This is a genomic window from Marinobacter sp. SS13-12, from assembly GCF_030227115.1.
Lineage (GTDB): Bacteria > Pseudomonadota > Gammaproteobacteria > Pseudomonadales > Oleiphilaceae > Marinobacter.
The window spans coordinates 1,730,654-1,749,639 of the sequence record NZ_JASSUA010000001.1 but is presented as its reverse complement, the minus strand read 5'-3'; the positions used below and the strand labels follow the sequence as shown (position 1 = coordinate 1,749,639).

At 55.2% G+C, this 18,986-nt stretch carries 22 protein-coding genes; 9 read left to right on the top strand and 13 right to left on the bottom strand.

Going from position 1 to position 18,986, the window contains the following annotated elements:
• Nucleotides 1-14 precede the first annotated feature (14 nt).
• The 3 genes from QPL94_RS08065 to QPL94_RS08055 form a co-directional block, all read right to left on the bottom strand.
• The gene (locus QPL94_RS08065) at nt 15-653 is read right to left on the bottom strand and encodes an SDR family oxidoreductase (protein WP_285356678.1); all 639 of its coding nucleotides are present in this window, start codon (nt 651-653) and stop codon (nt 15-17) included.
• 132 nt (nt 654-785) lie between these two features.
• Nucleotides 786-1,931 (bottom strand): mechanosensitive ion channel family protein, encoded by a 1,146-nt coding sequence (locus QPL94_RS08060; protein WP_285356677.1) that lies wholly within the window; start codon nt 1,929-1,931, stop codon nt 786-788.
• 73 nt (nt 1,932-2,004) lie between these two features.
• On the bottom strand, nt 2,005-2,622 hold the full coding sequence (locus QPL94_RS08055; protein ID WP_285356676.1) for a class I SAM-dependent methyltransferase: 618 nt from the start codon (nt 2,620-2,622) through the stop codon (nt 2,005-2,007).
• A gap of 245 nt (nt 2,623-2,867) precedes the next feature.
• Here QPL94_RS08055 and nirK point away from each other — a divergent pair, with 245 nt between their 5' ends.
• Nucleotides 2,868-4,253, top strand: coding sequence for a copper-containing nitrite reductase (gene nirK, locus QPL94_RS08050; RefSeq protein ID WP_285356675.1), 1,386 nt, complete (start codon nt 2,868-2,870; stop codon nt 4,251-4,253).
• Between the two features lie 102 nt (nt 4,254-4,355).
• On the opposite strand, the gene QPL94_RS08045 is transcribed toward nirK, so the two are convergent.
• Nucleotides 4,356-5,486, bottom strand: coding sequence for a M14 family zinc carboxypeptidase (locus tag QPL94_RS08045; protein ID WP_285356674.1), 1,131 nt, complete (start codon nt 5,484-5,486; stop codon nt 4,356-4,358).
• A 168-nt stretch (nt 5,487-5,654) separates the two neighbouring features.
• Here QPL94_RS08045 and QPL94_RS08040 point away from each other — a divergent pair, with 168 nt between their 5' ends.
• Nucleotides 5,655-6,485 carry a hypothetical protein gene (locus QPL94_RS08040; protein ID WP_285356673.1) on the top strand — a complete coding sequence of 277 codons (831 nt, stop codon included), beginning with the start codon at nt 5,655-5,657 and terminating at the stop codon, nt 6,483-6,485.
• Between the two features lie 9 nt (nt 6,486-6,494).
• Here the strand turns inward: QPL94_RS08040 and QPL94_RS08035 are convergent, their stop codons facing one another.
• Entirely contained in the window at nt 6,495-7,754 is a 1,260-nt protein-coding gene (locus QPL94_RS08035; RefSeq protein ID WP_285356671.1) for an MFS transporter, read from the bottom strand.
• A gap of 226 nt (nt 7,755-7,980) precedes the next feature.
• On the opposite strand from QPL94_RS08035, the gene fabG reads away from it, so the two are divergent.
• Nucleotides 7,981-8,724 (top strand): 3-oxoacyl-[acyl-carrier-protein] reductase, encoded by a 744-nt coding sequence (gene fabG, locus QPL94_RS08030; protein ID WP_285356670.1) that lies wholly within the window; start codon nt 7,981-7,983, stop codon nt 8,722-8,724.
• Between the two features lie 28 nt (nt 8,725-8,752).
• On the opposite strand, the gene QPL94_RS08025 is transcribed toward fabG, so the two are convergent.
• Nucleotides 8,753-9,208 (bottom strand): GatB/YqeY domain-containing protein, encoded by a 456-nt coding sequence (locus QPL94_RS08025; RefSeq protein WP_285356669.1) that lies wholly within the window; start codon nt 9,206-9,208, stop codon nt 8,753-8,755.
• A gap of 192 nt (nt 9,209-9,400) precedes the next feature.
• Nucleotides 9,401-10,054 carry a PEP-CTERM sorting domain-containing protein gene (locus QPL94_RS08020; protein ID WP_285356668.1) on the bottom strand — a complete coding sequence of 218 codons (654 nt, stop codon included), beginning with the start codon at nt 10,052-10,054 and terminating at the stop codon, nt 9,401-9,403.
• Between the two features lie 173 nt (nt 10,055-10,227).
• Between QPL94_RS08020 and QPL94_RS08015 the strand changes: the two genes are divergently transcribed.
• Entirely contained in the window at nt 10,228-11,100 is an 873-nt protein-coding gene (locus QPL94_RS08015) for a patatin-like phospholipase family protein (protein ID WP_285356667.1), read from the top strand.
• Here QPL94_RS08015 and QPL94_RS08010 read toward each other — a convergent pair.
• On the bottom strand, nt 11,093-11,272 hold the full coding sequence (locus tag QPL94_RS08010) for a hypothetical protein (protein ID WP_285356666.1): 180 nt from the start codon (nt 11,270-11,272) through the stop codon (nt 11,093-11,095). The two genes, QPL94_RS08015 and QPL94_RS08010, sit on opposite strands and share 8 nt — an antisense overlap.
• A 47-nt stretch (nt 11,273-11,319) precedes the next feature.
• Nucleotides 11,320-13,008, bottom strand: a complete 1,689-nt coding sequence (locus QPL94_RS08005; RefSeq protein ID WP_285356665.1) for a GGDEF domain-containing protein — start codon at nt 13,006-13,008, stop codon at nt 11,320-11,322.
• A gap of 389 nt (nt 13,009-13,397) precedes the next feature.
• Here QPL94_RS08005 and QPL94_RS08000 point away from each other — a divergent pair, with 389 nt between their 5' ends.
• Complete coding sequence (locus tag QPL94_RS08000; RefSeq protein ID WP_285356664.1) at nt 13,398-13,598, top strand: hypothetical protein; 201 nt, start codon at nt 13,398-13,400, stop codon at nt 13,596-13,598.
• A 91-nt stretch (nt 13,599-13,689) separates the two neighbouring features.
• On the opposite strand, the gene QPL94_RS07995 is transcribed toward QPL94_RS08000, so the two are convergent.
• Genes QPL94_RS07995 through QPL94_RS07980 form a run of 4 tightly spaced genes read right to left on the bottom strand, consistent with a single transcriptional unit; the run spans nt 13,690 to nt 15,980 of the window.
• Nucleotides 13,690-14,358, bottom strand: coding sequence for a DUF799 domain-containing protein (locus QPL94_RS07995; protein WP_285356663.1), 669 nt, complete (start codon nt 14,356-14,358; stop codon nt 13,690-13,692).
• Nucleotides 14,355-14,702, bottom strand: a complete 348-nt coding sequence (locus QPL94_RS07990) for a DUF4810 domain-containing protein (RefSeq protein ID WP_285356662.1) — start codon at nt 14,700-14,702, stop codon at nt 14,355-14,357. The genes QPL94_RS07995 and QPL94_RS07990 overlap by 4 nt, the downstream gene beginning before the upstream one ends.
• Complete coding sequence (locus QPL94_RS07985; protein WP_285356661.1) at nt 14,695-15,015, bottom strand: hypothetical protein; 321 nt, start codon at nt 15,013-15,015, stop codon at nt 14,695-14,697. Before QPL94_RS07985 ends, QPL94_RS07990 begins: the two co-directional genes overlap by 8 nt.
• Nucleotides 15,012-15,980, bottom strand: a complete 969-nt coding sequence (locus tag QPL94_RS07980; RefSeq protein WP_285356660.1) for a CsgG/HfaB family protein — start codon at nt 15,978-15,980, stop codon at nt 15,012-15,014. Before QPL94_RS07980 ends, QPL94_RS07985 begins: the two co-directional genes overlap by 4 nt.
• Before the next feature lie 404 nt (nt 15,981-16,384).
• Between QPL94_RS07980 and QPL94_RS07975 the strand changes: the two genes are divergently transcribed.
• From QPL94_RS07975 to QPL94_RS07965, 4 genes are all read left to right on the top strand, one after another.
• The gene (locus QPL94_RS07975) at nt 16,385-16,831 is read left to right on the top strand and encodes a phosphate-starvation-inducible protein PsiE (protein ID WP_285356659.1); all 447 of its coding nucleotides are present in this window, start codon (nt 16,385-16,387) and stop codon (nt 16,829-16,831) included.
• Between the two features lie 32 nt (nt 16,832-16,863).
• A complete protein-coding gene (locus QPL94_RS07970; RefSeq protein WP_285356658.1) occupies nt 16,864-17,631 on the top strand; it encodes an SDR family oxidoreductase in 768 nt (255 codons plus the stop codon).
• 187 nt (nt 17,632-17,818) lie between these two features.
• Entirely contained in the window at nt 17,819-17,977 is a 159-nt protein-coding gene (locus QPL94_RS21385; protein WP_350310612.1) for a PEP-CTERM sorting domain-containing protein, read from the top strand.
• 85 nt (nt 17,978-18,062) lie between these two features.
• On the top strand, nt 18,063-18,818 hold the full coding sequence (locus QPL94_RS07965) for a sterol desaturase family protein (protein WP_285356657.1): 756 nt from the start codon (nt 18,063-18,065) through the stop codon (nt 18,816-18,818).
• Nucleotides 18,819-18,986: the final 168 nt, after the last annotated feature.

Genomic DNA, 18,986 nt, shown 5'->3' with positions numbered 1-18,986 from the left:
AGCCCCCTAAGCCATTACAGCCCTGCCAATGCTTCAGGCACCGGCGTGTCGCCGGACACCACATCAAAAACGCGGTCTGTCGTATTTTCCGAATCCAGCACCGCCAGCAGAACGCGGGCAACATCCTGCCGTGGAATCTTACCGAAATCCTCCAGCCGCGCACTCACCGCAACCTTACCTGTACCGTCATCGTTAGTCAGCTGGCCGGGACGAACAATGGTGTAATTCAGGCCGCTGTTCTTCAGGTGCTCATCGGCGTTGTGTTTGGCCCAAAGGTAATGCTGGAGTTTTTCCGGCCCCTTTGCCGGCTCTTCAGCACGCATACTGCTCACCATGATAAAACGCTTGATACCCATGGCCCTGGCGGTATCCACCAGCCGGATAGCACCGTCCTGATCCACATCGATGGTTTTATCGGGCCCGGTATGAGGGCCAGAGCCCGCGGTAAAAATGACCGCATCGCAGCCTTTCATGGCTTCGCTACAGTCGTGTTCCAGATCGCCCATTACGGTTTCCGTAGCACCCAGCTGCTGCAATTCCGGGCCCTGATCCTGGTGCCGGATCAGGGCCCTCGCCTCGTGATCGCTGTCTGCCATTTCCCGCAACAGGTGTTGCCCGATTTGCCCGTTGGCTCCTGCTATGAACACATGCATGGCGGATCTCCTGATTAGCTGTTTGGCGTGACTATCTTCTATAGCTGAGTGCACTGCACGCACAATTCAAGGCACCGGACCCACTTCGCGGGCGCCAGCCGGGCCATTGCGGATCTGTCCCGGTCTGTCAGGTCATTTGGCTGCCAGCTTCGGGTAAAGGGGCTCGACGATCGGCTTCAGCCCTTTGGCATCGTCAATAAAGAGCTGCAGATGGGGGAACGGAATCTCAATGCCGGCAGCGTCCAGGGCCTCTTTCATCTGCTCCAGAATGTTCGCCATTATTCGGGGCTGCACATCCAGGTTGTCCGGGGTAATCCAGACTTTCACTTCCAGGTTCATCGAGGAGTCGCCCAGGCTCTTAAGCAACACCCGGGGCTCCATACCGGCTGCCTGCAATACCTCCGGATGCCCAAGCAAAACCGGCATAAGCACTTCTCTGGCCGCCTTGGCAGATTCTTTGTAGGCAATGCCCACTGGAATATTGAGCCGGGTTGCGCCCTCGGCACTGTAATTAATGATATCCGACGACGCCACGCTGTCATTTGGAATCATCGCGAAAATATTATCCCGGGTACGCAGCCAGGTGGTGCGCAGGGCGATCTTGACCACCTTGCCATCCTGGCCGTTAATGGTCACCCAGTCACCGATACGGAAGGGGCGTTCAATCAGCAGGGTAATACCGGCAATGAAGTTGGACAGGGTAGATTGCGCCGCAAAGCCAACCGCAATACCGACGATGCCCAGGCCTGCAATTATCGAAAGCACATCAAATCCGAACTGGGCCAGTACCGTCACCAGAGCCAATGTTCCGGCCAATACTGAAAACAGGTTTTCGACCAGCTGCCGGATAGACGGATCCAGCCGGTAGCGAGTCACCCCCTCCCTCATCAGCCGCCCGACAATCATCCAGGCTACAAAAAATCCCAGGACCATCAAACCCGCCCGGGCCATGGCCTTGAGGAACTCAGGCGAAGCCCCAAACTGGGCCAGGATCACCAGCAATGCTCCCAGCCCGGCAAGATAACGGGCACCGCTACGCACCTGTAAGAACGACGGTTGTTGGGCCCGCTGCTTACCAATCACCAGCCGGATGGTGCCTGTCAGTAACAGATAAGCCCCGATAAATAGCGCAAGGTAGAGGATGGAAATCAGCAGCTGGCTTAACAACTGAGCCGCAAACTCGCCCCATTCCACATCCTCGCCGGTCACGGCCAGAAGAGCATCACCAAGGTTTCGCCTCAGCTGTTCAGCCACAGCCGCAGTGAATGATTCAGCCATAGGCTCATTACTCGGTTTGAATGTCAGTCAAATTATGAATCGGATAAAGATTCACAATCTCCCGGTTCTCGGCTCAATCATCCGCTGTCTTGAACCAACTATAAACCCGCATCGGGGGAATATTCCGTAGTTCCAGCCGGCAGCTGGCAGGCGCCCCCATAATCGGGCCAGTAATCCAGGCTACATCCCGGCAGAACTGGTAAGCAATGAAACGTCCGCCCTCGGCCAGATTGTCCCTTACTGCCTGCGCCACCCGGGTCGCCACGGCTTCCGGCATTTTCGAGAAGGGAATACCGGAGATGACCACATCCGGTTGCCCCATATCATGCAACGCCAGAATATCTGCAATATCTTCGGCGCTACCCAGGTGGTTGGTGAAACGCGGGTCTGCGATTTCGTCAAGCAGTTCATGGAAGTACGGGCTTAACTCAATGGAAAGCAGCTTCGCATCCTGACCAAGGTGCCGCAGAAACGTTCGCGTGGTGCCACCGGTACCGGGCCCCAGCTCTACTACCCGCCTGGCGGCAGACAGGTTCGACGCCTCGACGATGCGCTGCTCCAGGAATCGTGAACTGGGAATAACAGAGCCCACCTGACGCGGCTCCCGCAAGAACCCAAGCAGGAAAGCCGCTGGACTTGTTCTTCGGTTTGAGTTGTACTTCGGGCTGCCACTTTCCTCACCCTCTGCCATAGCATTCTCTCAAACTGGCCACATGGATTGTTCATCGATTATAGCAGTGAGATCTGGAGACAGGGGTCAAGCTGGCTGCGCTGATAACCATTAAGAGGTAACTCTAATCACCCACCCGTTATTGATGACCCCTGACCTTTATCAAGAGCAAAGCAACCCCTCCAAAATACAATTATCTCAAATCAATGTTTAAAGGCATTGATGGACCCCGCTCGATGCGGGTCATTATAATGGGGAGAAATACCATGAAAGCCTTTGTTCTAATAGCCTCTTTGTGCACAGTTCTAGGATTCAGAGCACCGGCCTATGCGGAGCATCCGCAAAGCAGCTCTGAAGTTTCATATATACCGGATATTACTTATACGCTTCGAACCGACATTGCCGACGGCAAGCTGGTTTATGTCAGCGAAGCGGGTCCCACCAAAGGGCAGATCAACCCGGACCTCAAAGTCCCCGAGGGCGCGGTAGTACAGATCAACGTTGTTAACGGCGACGGTGCTCTTCATGACCTGGCCGTTCCCGGGTTTGATGCCAAGTCAGATGAGATTTCCGGAAAAGGTGCAGCTACGGCTATCGTGTTCAAGGCCAATAAAACAGGTACCTTCGAGTATCTGTGCACATTGCCCGGGCATAAAGCTGCCGGCATGCTCGGTAAGTTGATTGTTGGTGATCCGCAGGAACAGGCCGCTAGCCAGGCAAAAGACCTCTCCATGGACCCCAATGACGTCGGTGAACCAGTCGGCAAGCGTGGCCCCAAGAATGTCACTGTCGACCTTGAAACAACGGAAGTCGTCGGCCGTCTCGGCGATGGCAGCAGCTACAAGTTCTGGACCTTCAACAACACCGTTCCCGGCCCGATGATCCGGGTGCGCGCTGGGGACACCGTGACCGTGAATATGAAGAACGCCGACGAGAGCTCCCACATTCACTCTGTTGATTTCCACGCGGTGACCGGCCCTGGCGGCGGTGCTGCAGTAACCCAGGCAGCGCCGGGCCAGACCAAAAGCTTCAGCTTCAAGGCTCTGACCCCTGGGCTGTACGTCTATCACTGCGCAACTCCGATGGTGGCCCAACACATCACCAACGGTATGTACGGCATGATCCTGGTGGAGCCTGAAGGTGGCCTTTCTGAAGTAGACCGTGAGTTCTACGTCATGCAGGGCGAGCTGTACACAGCGCAGCGCCACGGTTCATCCGGACTGCAGGAATTCTCACTCGACAAAATGCTCGACGAGCGCCCGGAGCACATGATGTTCAATGGTGCCATGGACGCCCTGACAGCCATCCACAAGATGGAATCCGAGACTGGCGACAATGTCCGAATCTTCTTCGGCGTTGGTGGCCCGAACCTGGTATCCAGCTTCCACGTTATCGGCGAGATCTTCGACAAGGTATACGACCAGGCTTCCTTGACCAGCCCTCCACTGACCGATGTCCAGACAACTCTGGTACCTCCTGGCGGTGCAACAATGGTTGAGTTTGTAACCGATTACCCCGGCAAGTACATCCTGGTAGACCACGCTTTGTCACGGGCAGAGAAGGGACTGGTAGGCATCCTTAATGTCAGCGGCGAGGCCGACTCTGAGATCTTCGAAAGCTCCGAACTGGTGGATGAGAGTTCAGGACACTAACCACCGTTAACCGCACTGATTGACCCCGGCGCAAGCCGGGGTCTTCTGCTTTTGGGGACTAAAAAGTCTCAGCGTGCCTGACTGGGCCGCCGATGAACCTTATTACTCCACTTCTTCTGCTTCTTCATTAGGCGCGCCAATTCCCGGGCCCCGGGGAGGAAGATTTTCAGCAATCGTGGTGTCCGCGTCGAACAATGTTCCGTCGGCCATGGCCGCCACGACGGCTTTGGCTGCATTGTACGCGGTCTTGGTGATGTACCCATTGCTCTTTGTCCCGATACCACCGCGCATCTCGAATAACACCGATCCGGCACCCAACAGTCCATAAGCATTACGGGCAATTCCAGGCGTCGTCGTACCCGGATAGAGCGTGAGGTTGGCATAACCGTATTGATCGAGCTCTGTGGCCATAACAGCGACCACTTTTTTTGCCAGCTCAACCCCGGCCTCAAACTGATCCACTACCCCAAGCGCCTCAGCCGACGAGGTGGCATTGGGCCATAACGTCGAGCCGGTGATCAGGTCGCCGTCGGCATCAACGTACGAGCCCTGGTGGTGAAAATCGATAACCACCGACGGTTGAAACTCGTCAAACAACAAACGCATGGCGACCGCCTCAGGAACGGGGTTGGCGCCTCCTATGTAAGGGTCGATCTCCGGGCTGTCTGCAAGAAACGAATGGTAACGGTTGATGTCATAACCGCGCCCGCGCTGATAGAACGCAGGACAAGGGCCAGTAACACAGAATGGGTCGTAATTCTGACGCCACGGTGGCGTATTCCCGAAAGCATCTTCGACACTCGCGTCAAACCCGTCGACATTGACCCTGGGCACAATGGTAAGCGTCAGGGCATCCCGTATGTCTCTGGCTTCTCTTGAGTTGCTGGAAAGGTTTCTGGCCAACTCAATCATCGCCTCACTGACAACGTACTCGTTGCCGTGTTGCTGCGCGATGATCATTATCCGCTCAGGTCCACTCCCTATGGTAACCACGGGGATTTCGCGGCCTGTATTACTTGCCCGCGGTGCACTCGAAAGAACAAACTCCCCTTTCGCGGACCGATCCAGTTGCTCCAGCGTGTGCCATAGCTGCTCATAACTGCGTAATGCTGCCAGAGACACATTCTGTTCGTCCGTAAGCCAGGGGCCGTTGGGTTTACTCTGAGGAGCGGCAGACACCAAGCCCGTCAAAACCAGACTACTGATGGCGAAAATCGATAAACATATTTTCATGAGAAATCCTTCCTCTATATCTATGTTTAGTAGAATGATTATCCAGCTAACAGGGCACCAGCCATGCATCCACTGCAGTTGCGCCATGCGTTTTTATTATTAGTTCATTATCTAGTTCGAAAACCTGATATGTGCAAGGGGCGTTGCTTTCAAACCGTAGGTCGCGCGATGTCCCACCACTTTCTTATGGCGGTTCTTCTGACAGCCGCCCTGGCACTGCCTCACACCGTTCAGGCCGCAAGCGACGTTTACCTGCAGTACCGTCAGTGGCAGCCCTACGACTGGCCGCAAGAGATGGCGTCAGCCAAGGAGGTGACCCGATCTCAGCGTGGGCTGGGGTGGCATCACCAGGGCGCTGCCGGCGAGTTCGGCATTGATTACGACTATCAGCCCCTGCGTATACGCACCGGCATCCCGGCGCACAACGGCCATCTGCACCGGCTGACCTTCGGTGGCTTATGGCAGCAGCGGCTTTACCTTGTGCAAGCGCGGGCTGGCTTTGCCGGTACCTCCAATATGTTCAAGCACCAGGCATTCCATGGTGATGTGGTGAATGGCCGTGTGGCGATCTTCCGGGCAGTGAATGAGGGCTCGCCCCTGAGCCTGGGTATCGGCGGCGACCATCGCTTCGGTTCCTTCCGCTGGCTTCCCCGGGTGCGGTGGGAGCACGCCAGTGATAGCGGCCACTGGCTGATGGATCTGCCCGTTATGCTGCGATGGCAAAGCCCCGGTAATCGCTGGGGGCTTCGGCTGCAACGTAAGGGAGATCGCTGGGCCACGCTTGATCAGGCTCGGGAGGTCGAAAGCGCGCTTTATCTGCGCGAGTGGAGAGCGGAGCTGACATACCGGATTCGCCCGGCTGAAAGATTGTGGCCTGCCGTGGTTCTGGGACTTGGCGCCAGCGTGGATACCCGTGTCCGGTATCTGGACCTGGCGACCGGGACCCGGGATCTACGCTTGGGCGATGCACTCCTGGGGAGCATAAGGCTCGGCTGGTAGATCGCTTTCCTATTCTTTCGTATCGTAAGTGAACGGCTCGCCCTCATCGGTCTGGAGCTGATAATCGTAGGCCGCCTGGAGGCCGGTGTCCTCCCCGGCCTCTTCATCGGACCCTTGCTCAATATTACGCGGGTACAGCGGCGACAGCAGTGCCACCAAAATTCCGATCACGGAGAAAATGGCAAAGGCATCGCTATAGCCGAGGTTGTTCACCAACATGCCGACAATGGGCGAGCCGGTCGCCTGGCCGAGCGAGATCGCCATGAATGGCAGTACCGGCCCCATCGACAGACGGCCCGGCAACAGCCGGACGCCTGTCATCAGATACAGCCCCGTCAGACTCATATAGGCCAGGCCAAAGACCAGCCCGGAAAACGCCGCAAGCACCACCTGATCGGGACTGGCAGCCAACAATGCCAGGCTCGCGGCGAGCATCATCAGCATCAGGGCCTGAGTGATAGGCGGGTTGTTTCGATCAGCCAGATCAGCCACCACAGCGCCGCCGAGCCCTGCGACACCAACCGCCAGCCAAAGCCACCCGGTTGCCGCGGACGGCAGCTCGCCAAGGGTAACCACGAGATCGGGCGCAAAGATCCAGTAAGCAGCGGAGACAAATCCCATCACGAAGGCAAACAGCGAGAGCCTGAACAGACGCCACCACTGAAGGGCGCTGATGGGCGGCGGCGGCGCAGCATTCGATGGAGCAACCCGAGACACCGAGGGAATATAAAACCAGGTGGCAAGCACGCCGATAATCGCCAGCAAGGCAAAGAACATGTAAGCGTAGCGCCAGAGGCCCGCCATAAACAGAACGGCAGGAACGGCAACCATGATACCGACACTCGTACCCGCGTTCATCACAGAGCTGACGCGCCCGTGCACAGAGCGATCCACCAGTACCTGCATGGCAGCCGTAAGCGCGGGCATCATCAGGCCGGTGCAAATGCCGCAAGCAAACACGCCAACGCCAAGCGACAGGGCGCCAGAAGACTGGCTGATCAGCGCCAGGCCGACAGCACCGAATCCACCAGACAGAACCGCCGTATTGCGGGCACCGAGACGATCTGCTGCAAATGGTGCAACCACCATGGCCAGCAGGAAACTGATAAGCGGCAGCGCACCGATGATACCGATCAGTTCGGGCGTCAGGTCCAGCTCGTCGCGGATGGGGGGTACAAACAGGCCGAAGGCAAAACGCGCGAGACCGTAACTGATCGCAATCAACGATGCGCCGAAAAGAGCAAATCCTGTACTCGATACGGTCTTCACGATACCTTCTCCCTCAGTAGCGCACCCGGGACCAGCCTTTACAGAGTAGAAGTTGTGCTTACTGGGATCAAACCATGTTGATTGCCTTTAGAAGTAAAGCCGGCTTCGCCGAAACCTTCCATTAATTTCTTGTCGCTTTTCAAGGCGTCTGCTAGCTTCAAAACAGAGCTTTCAGAAGATCAATAAGCTCCACGCCGAACAACAAGAATACTGCGAGGAGAGCATCATGCAGGATCTAAAAGGTAAGGTCGCCATTGTCACCGGGGGCTCCCGCGGTATCGGCAGACACATCGCACTTCAATTGGCCCAGCGCGGCGCAGATGTCGCTATCAATTTCCGCTCACGTCAGTCCGACGCAGACGAGGTCGTCAAGGAAATTGAAGCGACCGGCGTCCGGGCGCAGGCAATCCAGGCGGATCTGTCCAAGATGCCAGAAGCGCGGAGCCTGGTGCGTCAGGTTCATGACCAATGGGGGCGCATCGATATCCTGGTGAACAACGCCGGTATCACCCGCGACAAGTCCATGAAAAAACTCACCGACGACGACTGGAACGACGTCCTCGATACCAACCTCGGGAGTGTCTACGCAACATGCTCCGAAGTGCTGAAGATAATGATGGACCAGCAGTTCGGTCGCATCATCAATATCACGTCATTCGTGGGCCAGGCCGGCAATTTCGGGCAGGCAAACTACGCGGCCAGCAAGGGGGGTATCATTGCATTTACCAAGACCCTGGCACTGGAGATGGCCAAGTACAACATTACGGTCAATGCCATTGCGCCTGGCTTCACCGAGACCGAAATGCTCGCCCAGGTGCCAGAGAATATCCGCGAGCAAATCATTGCACGGGTGCCGATGGGCCGCTTTGGTCAGCCCGCTGAAATCGCCCGCGCAGTGGTATTTCTCGCAGCGGAAGGAGACTACATCACCGGCCAGCAGATCAACGTTAACGGCGGCGTGTACATGTAATGCCGCCCACGGGCTGCTGTGGCTGAATCTAGCCCGCCAGTGCAGCCCGCACCTTCTTGCTCAGATGGCCCATATCGACCCGGCCAAGTACCTGTGGGCGCAGGTCGTTCATGACACGCCCCATGTCCTGCATTCCCTGGGCGTCGGTTGAGCTGATGGCCATACGGATCAGGCCGTCCAGGTCATCCTCGGTTAAGGCGGCAGGCATGAATTCCTCAATGATCACCATTTCTGCCCGTTCCTTGTCGCCCAGCTCCTCGCGACCGGCATCATCGTATTGACTGGCGGCATCACGGCGCTGCTTGAGCATTTTGTCCAGCACCTTCAGAACGTCATCGTCATCCAGTTCGCGGCGCTCATCAATCTCGATCTGTTTGACCGCAGCCTGAGCCATACGCAGGGTGACAAGCCGGGTCTTATCCTTGTTTCGCATCGCGTTTTTCACAGCGTTGTTCAGTTGTTCCTTGAGTGATGATTCCGCCATCGTCGATCTCCTGTTCTATAGGTTAAGGGCACTGACTTCGCATGAAGCGACGGGGTAGGTTTAACGGAAATTCGGCGTAGGTTCAATCGTGATGGCCTAAAAAAAGCCCCGAAGTATCAGCTTCGGGGCTTTCGGCATTCTGGACTGTTAACTCTCAATTGCATCCGGCGACATCGGGCGCCAGCCCGGCATTCAGACTGCTTGTTTCCTGCGACGGGTTGCGGCTATGCCCACCAGCCCCAAACCGATCAGGCCCAATGTGGCAGGTTCCGGCACCTGTACAGCCTCGGAGTTAACCTCAATGGCAAAGCCCGTGCTTCCGCCGTGGTCAGCGCGGAGGATTTGCAGTGAGTGATCACCAGCGGAAATCCCGGACAGGTTAATATCATACTCGTTCAGATTGGCACCGCCTGAGCGGGTTGCGCCAAAAAGGAATGCACCATCAAGCCACAAAACAATGCCATTATCGACACCAACGTCTATGGTCAGGTCGGAGAGGCTATCGAGAAAAAAGTCATACACGATGGCGGTTTCAGTATTAACTGCCCAGGTACTCGGAATACCGGTCCCCGGGGCGCTCCAGGTGCCGCCAGTGTAATCGCCAGCCAACCAGTCAGCTCCGAACTCTGTTGTAAAAGCGAAGCCAGGGTCACCTGCCAGTTCAATGGTCGGGTCGCCTTCACTGACATTCGCACCTAAAAGGAAGCCGCCTGCACCATCCATATCGGCAAGATCACCAAGGCCAGCGTTGTAGCGCCCAGTGGTTGAATTATCGATAATCAATACCGCATGAGCCTGAACGGAAGCTGCAAGCAGTGCAGTAGCCATCGCAATTTTAAGTTTCATCAGTTACTTTCCTTATTTGGGCGTCAGGTAGAACGCAAGATTAAATGTGTACATGCAACGCACATACCAAAAAAATAACTGCTGTAAAACCAGCAACCTGAGAAAACCAAAAACTAACGATGTAAATTATTTCGACAGCTGAAACATCTGGAGTGAGGTGGAGGCGCTCATGCATGAAACTCAATCCCTTTAATACCCGAATCGGTCTGGCCCTGGGAGGCGGTGCCGCCAAGGGCATTGCTCATATCGGCGTTTTGAAGGCCTTTGAGGAGGAGCAGATCCGGATTCATTGTATTTCGGGAACCAGTGTTGGGGCACTGGTCGCCAGTTACCACGCCTTCGGCCGCCCGGCCGAGTCCATACTTTCGATCTGTTCCGAGCTGAACCTGTCCAAGATTCTCGACTTTACCCTGAAGCGCGGCGGCCTGTTCAGCACGAATTCCATCCGGGAAATGATCCACCGGGATCTGGGGGATTGCCGGATTGAAGATGCCAACATTCCCCTGGCCATCTGCGCAACCGATATCGAAACCGGCGAGCAGCTGATTTTCAGAAAAGGAAACCTGGCAGATGCCGTCTGTGCGTCCATGGCTGTGCCCGGCCTGTTTGTGCCGGTGGAAATAGATGGCAGGATTCTGGTGGATGGTGGGCTGGTGGAAAATGTCCCGATATCACCGCTGGCGGATATGGGCGCGGGCATTATTGTGGCCGTTGACCTGAGCCATGTCGGCCGGTACCCGAAACCCGAAGATACGCTTGATGTGATCAGCAATGCCATCAACATTGGTATCGACTTCAATACCCGCAAGCAGCTGAAAAAGGCTGACATAGCAGTACCGCTGGATTTAAGCGGGTACAGCCTCACCAACAACGCTGACCGCGTGGAAGAGCTGTACCTCGAAGGCTACCGCCCCATGAAGAAAAAGATTCGCCAGGTGCTCTGGTACAAGCGGTGGAATGTTGTTATCAGCCTTATAAAAGCGGCCGGGACATTGCTGCCTTTCAAGGTGCCCGAGATCCTCAAAGGCCTTAAACGCCTCACATGAAGTAATGCCGAATCAGTTGCAGCACAATAACCAGCGCCATCAACGGTATGAACCACCGCGTGATATTGCTGTAGTCCCGGGTTTCATCTTTGGGCGCGTACTTTTCGACCAGCGGAACAATAATGATCAGGGCCAGAAAAAGGACAGCGAGAATCGTCAGCAGAGTACCCATGGCCAGTTTCTCCAAAAAGATTGATGACAGACCGAAGCGTTGGCACGCTAACTCGTCGCGGCAACCCCGCCCGACTTCCTGCGGGACAGCTTGTGCTGGTACATACGCCTGTCCGAGATAGTAAACAGATGGGAGGGCAAGCTGCATTCACTGGCATAGGCTACCCCGTAACTCACACCAGCCTCTTTGAAACCCGCTGCGATCAGTATGCCCTCAATGTGCCTGATGGCCTCGTGGAGCAAGGGTTCCTGTCGCCTGGTGGACAGTATCCCGAACTCATCCCCTCCCAGACGGTAGCTGTCGCTGCCTTCGCCACAGTGAGTCCTCAAGCCATCGGCGAACAGACGCAGAAGCTCATCACCGGCCGTATGTCCGTAGGTGTCGTTAATGGTTTTGAGGCCATCCAGGTCAATCAGGAAAATAATCTGCTGTGCCTCGTCATCGGCCTCGGCTGAGAACTGAAAAAAGTTGTCAAGATAGGTGTCAAAGGCGTAGCGATTGCCCAGCCCGGTGAGACCGTCAGTATTGGCCAGCTTGAGGGCATCGTTGAGATTGTTCAAGTAGCGGTCTTTCTGCTCCGAGAGCAGCTTGATCTTGTCCGCCAGGGCAAATGCCAGCAGTAACGCATCCAGCGTTCCCCCCAGCAAGGTCAACAGCTCTGCGTTATCCACCAGTTCGGATGTCAGCCCGATGTTGGCGGGCAGAATCAGCAACCCCGGAATAATCAATGCCACAAATGCAAACACAAAATAGCGGGCCGGCCGGTAGCCCCGGCGCCAGGAAAGAATGCCGCTTACCAACGCCAGAGCCAGCCAGAAAGTAATGACCACCGTGGCCAGGCTATGGGCATAACTGACCGCAAAAAAACAGCTGGGCAGCAGGAGCAGTGCCAACACCTGGTTACACCGGCTCAACTTCGCCAGCATGGGGTTGTACTGGTCGAGCTTGAGGAACTCAAGGTAGAAAAGCGTGTTCAGAACCGGTAGCAGAAAGAAGGGTACGTAGTGCAGAGAGATGTTGCGGTAACCGAAAAACTCTACCGGCAGATGAAAAACAAACGCCCAGGCCACGAAGTACGCCAGCAGATAGAACGCGTAATACAACTGGCTCCGGTCCCGGGTCGACAAGAAAACGAACAGGTTGAAAATGGCCAGCGCGATCAGGCTACCGAAGGCAAGCAGTATCAGTGCGTTCTCAATCGCCACCTTGTGGCGGTAGTCCGTTTCCGGCATCACCTCGAATTCAGGGTGGGACGAGAAGTACGGGCTGGAAAAGCGCACCAGTACCCGATAAGTCGTGTCTGGCTGCAGCTGAATACGCTTCCCGTAGTGCAGCATATACTCGTGATCATGCTGATACCCCGTATGCAGCACCTGGATATCCCCGTCCTCGCTGTACACACGGGCCTCTACCCGGTCAATGAGGGAATTGTTAGGGTCCAGCACCCAAGCAGTCGTGCTACCCTCATGGCGCACCTCCCCGAGTAGCCAGTAATCACCCCCGGTCAGGGCAACGGCTTCAACGGGGCTCTGTTGCGCGCTCCACTCGGGTAGGCCCTGATAGGTTTCCGGAAAGGTCTGACCGTGGGCAATGTACAGGCGCCCGCCCTGCTGAAGATCCATCGCCTCTGCAGGCTGGGACGTAAAGGGCCGCAACTCTGCATAGAGGGGTGCATGCCACCAGCCCCCCAAAAGAATCAACGCTGCGGCAAGAAGCCGGAACACAATGCGCTGCATAGGAATTTTCTTGTTATGGATTTAGTGCCCGGTCAGGACGACTGGAAACGCTATCAACCCGCCCTTACCGCCGCAGAGTGATCCCTACAACATATATTAGTAAAGGCCTATTATAAATTAGCTTGGTAACCTTTCTGCGTGCACCAAAAAACCATACAACGACACAATTACGATCCCGGGTTACACAAGTATAGCGTTCAGAAACAGAATGTTACGGGATCCTGTAATCCTGGGCCTAGTGAATAGGCAAATGCCGATATGAGTCCTTAATAGTTGGTTAATTCGATTGCCAGCCCCCTCACCAGCCCCTAAGATTCCCGCAATCGGCAGCCTCTAACGACATTCGGTGAGGCTCAAGCGGCAATCCAGAAAACCTGAGGTCTTACCAAATGGAACACACCAGTAATATCAGTTCCGTTGAACCCGAAAACATTTCCTTCGATGCCGTTGAGATCGCCGGACTCATCGCTCCTCTGCTTTTTGCGGTCATGACCATTGTTCTGGTGGCACTAAACCCAGACCCCTCCGGGACAGTTTCCAAAGATTCAAAAATCCCCCCCGACCGGATTGAGCAAATCCATCGACGGTAAGGGGATATCGCATCACGGGTGCGGGACGAAACGAAAAACAGCCCCATACGGGGCTGTTTCGCAAATGAACGATCCAGTCTGAATTGCAGTGCTACTGTGCGGCGTTTACTCGCTTATAGTATTGATCGTGTGCAGGGCTATATGGCCCTGGCGGCAGCCCGTTCACGCCGTAAAATACGGCCGAATTCGCTTGCCGCGTTAATGGGAGATAATTCGGTGCCGCCCTTTCCGCCGCCGCCGAGACAGCCATGACGATAAGATCGGCCAGCGGGTTACCTGTGCTGTTGTTATCAGGGGTGTAGGTCATTCTCTGGCGGGCGGTCCAGAGCTCTGCGCCATCAGCATTGACAATCCGGTATTCGAAATCCACCTCTGTTGTTGTAGTCAACAACATGTACTTGGATGTCCACTCGTGAATGGTCACATACAGTATTGAGTCTGCCTTGAACAGATTTGCCAGCTGTTCAGGCGGGGCGGCATGTATTTCGGCGGATTCGTAATAACCCTCGTATTCAAGCAAGGTTTTCACTGTGTTTACGGGGAAAACATAAAAGCCCTTCTCCGCAAGGTAGAAAGGTAAAGTTGCCAACAGCGAGGTTGTGCTCTGCACATCGGTCGACATATTGACGGGAGGCACCACCAGAATCGACTTGGGCGCCGCATTGTGGAATGCATCAAGACGGTTTGGATTGCCTGTCGTGGCACAACCGGTGGCTAACGCGATCATGAAAAACACCAGACTCAGCTTCAACATTTTCATTGCCGGGCCTCCAGATTCCTGATGAGCATGCTGAGCATCGGCCGGCTTTCAGGCCAAGCATCGTATTCCATCCTGTAGAACTTGAGTGCGGAATCCACGTCCCCCTGTTCCAGCATAAAGGTGCCCGCCTCTGCAAAAAGGCCCGGGGCAATGGGATGTTCGGGCGTACCCCCGGTTTCGACAAACTCCACGTAATTTTTCAGAGCTTCCTCTTTCAACGCTGGTTCCTGATAAACGACAAACAGCGTTTCCTGGTACTGCCCCCACTCGTAAAGCCCCTGATTACTGGCGCATCCCGTCAACAAAACAAACATCGATAATGTGAGAAGAAATCCTTTAGTCATGGGTGCCTACCTTGAGAATCCTGTTAACCCCGGTACCAAGATAAATCTCCTGGTGATAAACCACCTTACCGTCGGAAAGAAGTTCAACCTGATGGGTGCCATCAATGATTTTCAGCAGATTTTCACCCGCCTGATATTGGCCAACATAACCGTACGAAACTCCGTCAATCCGAAGCTCATAGTATTCCGAAGCCACCGATGGCAACTCGAACGCAATACCCGGACGGTCATCGACAACTTGGGTATTGCTGGTAGGCGCCTGGACACAGGCCGTCAGGGTGAAACAAATTAGTAACGCGAGCAGAATCTTCACTGTTTCCTCTCCTTGACGCTCAGTTCGCCCAGATCATGGCCTTCCAAAGAGCCTTTAGATAATTCGCCGATTGCCCCCTGGTCCAGAGGGTCATCGCCAAACAGCCCGACGACTGTAAGCTCGGCAATTTCCTTTCCTGGCAGGGAGATCACCGTACCGGTAGTTTGAGATTTTACTTTCTTGCCTCGTGTCTCAACGGCAAAAACCATCCCTTTGCGGACACCTTGACTCTCGCCACCGCTGATATAAACGAGACCGTCTTCCTGGGCCAGAACATCGGCCGTCCATGGTTTTTCGAGAAATAGTCCTGTCATCTTGTCCACGGCCGCTGTGACCGCCGCGGCAATAGCCTGATCATTCAGGCTGCCGTCGTATCCTGCCGCAGAGCCAAACCCCATCGTACGGGCCTGTTCAGTCGATGAAGAGCCGGACCCTGTCACAGAGGCGAATACCCGACCAGTCGTCACGTCTACCAACCTGAGATCCACAGTCGCCGTTGCTTCTTGCTTCTTGGAGGAGGACAGAAAACCGCGCTCGCCTGTCGTAGCGCGACCAAACTGAGTCAGCGAACCAATGACAAGAGTGTCAACACCAGTGATTGAAATTTCCTGACCGGAAAGTTCTGCCTCCTTACTCAACAATTCAATATCCGGCCGCTCAAAAACCAGATAGCTTTCGCTGTTGGCCAAAGCCTGCAGAAACATGTCCGTGACCTTTGAGCCCAACTGATCTTCAGCATTCGAACGAAGCAGACTACGACCATAATTCGTTTCATTGGAAATTCGGCCAACCGCAATCTTTCTCTTAAGACTTAGACGGTTGGACTTACTCTCTTCTAACGCAGCCTGCTGTGCCGCTCGCTGCTGTTCGGCAGAGATCGTCGGTTCGACTTCTTTCATTTGAGGCGTTTGTGTTGCACAGCCTGAAAGAACCCCCAACATCAGCCAGGGAAGGATTTTTTTCATCAATTGGCTCCTTAGCCTGCCAGGAACAATGGTTTAACGAACAAATAATAAGGTGATGAGACAGCGGGAAGGGAATACGCACCAAGACTCTGAGATGGTTCCTGTCTGAACCAGATGTCATCCCTTACGTGTTGTCATGGACGAATACTTTACATCATGACTGGGCCGAAAAAGTATACCCGTATCAAAAAGCTATATATCTTTACAATGTTTTTAGCGTGGACATGAGGCCGGACGGCGACAACGTGGTGACTTGCGTTTCATGATCAATTTGCCAAAAAGCCATCAGCAGACCACTCTGCTAACGGAGGGCGGCAGAGGGCTCATCGCCTAACAACATCCTTGAGCTCCCCGGTACCAACCAGATGGGTTAGGTAATTGCCGACAATAAAAAAGGTTCAGTCATGAACGATTCAAAGTTGGACAGTGCGCGTCAAACTGACGACCCGAATGAAAAAACGCCTGAAGTTCGAGAGATCAGCAATTCGGAACAGCTTTTCGTTATTGGCGGCTTCAACCTGATCCAGAAGCTGTTGCTGATTGTGACGGGGCTGATGACGTTAGGCGCCGCCGGGTTAGAGATCCTGGGCATCTACGAAAAAGGTGTCGTAGCCCTCGCAGATATTCTGATGATGTTCCTCTACACCGAGGTGGTTGCAATGGTGGTGGTGTCTTACACCGGGCGAGGTTCACCGTTTATCTATCCGATTTTCATCGCTATCACTGCGATAGCGCGGCTGATAGTGCTACAGGGCAAGGACATGGCCCCGCAAAACATCCTGTTCGAAGCCGGCGCAATCGTGCTTTTGGCTATTGCGGCCATCGCCATTATGCGTTTGCCGCGGCGTTGACTCCATTTCCTGATCACAAGGAGCCAGAACACATGGCACAGCAACTCCCGGTCATACTCGTAACCGGCGGCGCCCAGGGCATCGGCAAGGGCATTGCCGCCTATTTCCTGGACAAGGGCTGGCGCGTGGTGGTCCTCGACCAGGATGCAGAAGCCATCACCGCATGCAGAGAGGATTTAAACAATCCGGACAACCTGCTCCTGATCACAATGGATGTGTCCCGCGAGTCCGAAGTGGTCTCCACGGTGGACGAGGCAGTGCGATGGGGCGGGCGGCTGGACGCAACGGTCAATAATGCAGGAATCGCAGATCCGGAGACTGGCCCCATAGAGACGCTTGAGCTTGCCCAGTGGCAACGGCGAATCGACGTCAACCTGACCGGCGCCTTCCTGATGGCAAAGCATACGGTGCCACACCTCCGCCAGAGCCGTGGCAGCATCGTCAACATGGCCTCCACCCGCGCCCTGCAGTCCGAGCCCCATAGCGAGGCTTACGCCGCCAGCAAGGGCGGCCTGATCGCGCTGACCCACGCTCTGGCTATGAGTCTTGGCCCGGATGTGCGGGCCAACAGCATCAGCCCGGGCTGGATCGATGTCCGTGCCTGCCAGGCCGGTGCGCCCGCCGGGCTGCAGCCCCTCTCCGCTTCCGATCATGAACAACACCCCAGCGGCCGCGTCGGCACACCCGCCGATGTCGCAGCCATGGTGGCCTACCTGGTCTCGCCGGAAGCCCGCTTTGTGACCGGCCAGAACTTCGTGATCGACGGCGGGATGACCCGCAAGATGATTTACGAGGACTAGGCCCTTGGGTATCGGCCGCCGCTGTGTGCGGTGATCGCCCCGGCCTGGATCAATCCCCTCCAAAGCGCCGGATATTTTTACACCTCTGGTTTCGCCGCAAATCCAGGTAATTGATTCTTCAGGTTTCAGTACCCCTGGCCTGAAAAATGCTGCACCCATATTGAGCCCATCATATGGAAGATTCACTATGAAATACCTAATCACTGGACTGACCGTCTCAATGCTTTCTGCAACCGCTCTTGCAGGTGCGACTGCTCCGCCTGTATCGGTTCCCGAGCCCGGCATGCTGGGTTTATTTGCAGCCAGCGTGGCAGCACTCTTTATCGCAAAGAAATTCCGTAAGTAGTCTGGTTTCGCGGAAAAACCGTGACAGATGGCAGGGACAGAGAAGCAGGGACGCTGCAGTTCAAGAACCGCCTGAATAAAATGCTATGGCCACCTACCAGATTCTTTACCTGATTGGCATTCCGCTGATTATTGCGGCGGAGTACCGGTTCACCCGGAATGAGCTTTTTCGGGATCGTTACGACCGCTGGTTCAACAATCTGAGCCTGGGTTTTATCAACGAAGCCGTACTCCTGGCTTCTCCGGTATTGATCCCCCTATTGCTGCTGACAGAATCACCCTCCCCCTACCTGCACCCGTTGTTGGCAGCGTTGGTTGCTTTCCTGGTTCTGGATCTGGCTGGCTACTGGCTCCACCGTGCATACCACCATTTCGGTGCGTTCTGGCGTCTGCACCGGGTTCACCACAGTGATCTCGAGCTGGATTATTCAACCACCTTTCGCCACCACCCGGGGGAGGTCCTGGTCAGTTTGCTGGTCATTTATCTGGTCATGGCAACACTGGCACTGACACCAGCGCAGGTCATTCCCTATGTGATTGCGGTCAAGGCGGCCCAGCTTCTGGCACACTCGAATATCCGCCTGAATGCCCGCACAGAGTCCCTGATCAATCTCCTTTTCGTGACACCGGGCACTCACCAGTTTCATCACTCCAGACAACAGCCCCAGACCGACTCCAACTTTGGCGAGGTATTGACGATCTGGGACCGGCTGTTTGGAACCTACACCTGCCCCCGGAGCTCGCCGGAGCCTGAAGCCTTTGGTCTCGACGAGTTTTCAGAGTCCAGGCACCAGCGTCTTGGCGCATTACTCGCGCTGCCACTACGATCAAACGGGAAATAGACCGCGCAGCCTCAGGATTACCTGTTTAAAACCTGTTACAGGTGCGTCGAAAAATTTTACACCCCCACTCGTTAAACCTGTAAATTAAACTCCCAGGACATGCAATTAGAGGGCAAAACGTCGCTCTGGCTCTGATATTGCATTTAGTACTTTTGTGCCAATTTCTGT

Bases quoted from the DNA above. Each gene is read 5' to 3' on its own strand.
- QPL94_RS08065 (WP_285356678.1), bottom strand. From the start codon at position 653: ATGCATGTGTTCATAGCAGGAGCCAACGGGCAAATCGGGCAACACCTG.
- QPL94_RS08060 (WP_285356677.1), bottom strand. From the start codon at position 1,931: ATGGCTGAATCATTCACTGCGGCTGTGGCTGAACAGCTGAGGCGAAAC.
- QPL94_RS08055 (WP_285356676.1), bottom strand. From the start codon at position 2,622: ATGGCAGAGGGTGAGGAAAGTGGCAGCCCGAAGTACAACTCAAACCGA.
- nirK (WP_285356675.1), top strand. From the start codon at position 2,868: ATGAAAGCCTTTGTTCTAATAGCCTCTTTGTGCACAGTTCTAGGATTC.
- QPL94_RS08045 (WP_285356674.1), bottom strand. From the start codon at position 5,486: ATGAAAATATGTTTATCGATTTTCGCCATCAGTAGTCTGGTTTTGACG.
- QPL94_RS08040 (WP_285356673.1), top strand. From the start codon at position 5,655: ATGTCCCACCACTTTCTTATGGCGGTTCTTCTGACAGCCGCCCTGGCA.
- fabG (WP_285356670.1), top strand. From the start codon at position 7,981: ATGCAGGATCTAAAAGGTAAGGTCGCCATTGTCACCGGGGGCTCCCGC.
- QPL94_RS08025 (WP_285356669.1), bottom strand. From the start codon at position 9,208: ATGGCGGAATCATCACTCAAGGAACAACTGAACAACGCTGTGAAAAAC.
- QPL94_RS08020 (WP_285356668.1), bottom strand. From the start codon at position 10,054: ATGAAACTTAAAATTGCGATGGCTACTGCACTGCTTGCAGCTTCCGTT.
- QPL94_RS08015 (WP_285356667.1), top strand. From the start codon at position 10,228: ATGAAACTCAATCCCTTTAATACCCGAATCGGTCTGGCCCTGGGAGGC.
- QPL94_RS08010 (WP_285356666.1), bottom strand. From the start codon at position 11,272: ATGGGTACTCTGCTGACGATTCTCGCTGTCCTTTTTCTGGCCCTGATC.
- QPL94_RS08005 (WP_285356665.1), bottom strand. From the start codon at position 13,008: ATGCAGCGCATTGTGTTCCGGCTTCTTGCCGCAGCGTTGATTCTTTTG.
- QPL94_RS08000 (WP_285356664.1), top strand. From the start codon at position 13,398: ATGGAACACACCAGTAATATCAGTTCCGTTGAACCCGAAAACATTTCC.
- QPL94_RS07995 (WP_285356663.1), bottom strand. From the start codon at position 14,358: ATGAAAATGTTGAAGCTGAGTCTGGTGTTTTTCATGATCGCGTTAGCC.
- QPL94_RS07990 (WP_285356662.1), bottom strand. From the start codon at position 14,702: ATGACTAAAGGATTTCTTCTCACATTATCGATGTTTGTTTTGTTGACG.
- QPL94_RS07980 (WP_285356660.1), bottom strand. From the start codon at position 15,980: ATGAAAAAAATCCTTCCCTGGCTGATGTTGGGGGTTCTTTCAGGCTGT.
- QPL94_RS07975 (WP_285356659.1), top strand. From the start codon at position 16,385: ATGAACGATTCAAAGTTGGACAGTGCGCGTCAAACTGACGACCCGAAT.
- QPL94_RS07970 (WP_285356658.1), top strand. From the start codon at position 16,864: ATGGCACAGCAACTCCCGGTCATACTCGTAACCGGCGGCGCCCAGGGC.
- QPL94_RS21385 (WP_350310612.1), top strand. From the start codon at position 17,819: ATGAAATACCTAATCACTGGACTGACCGTCTCAATGCTTTCTGCAACC.
- QPL94_RS07965 (WP_285356657.1), top strand. From the start codon at position 18,063: ATGGCCACCTACCAGATTCTTTACCTGATTGGCATTCCGCTGATTATT.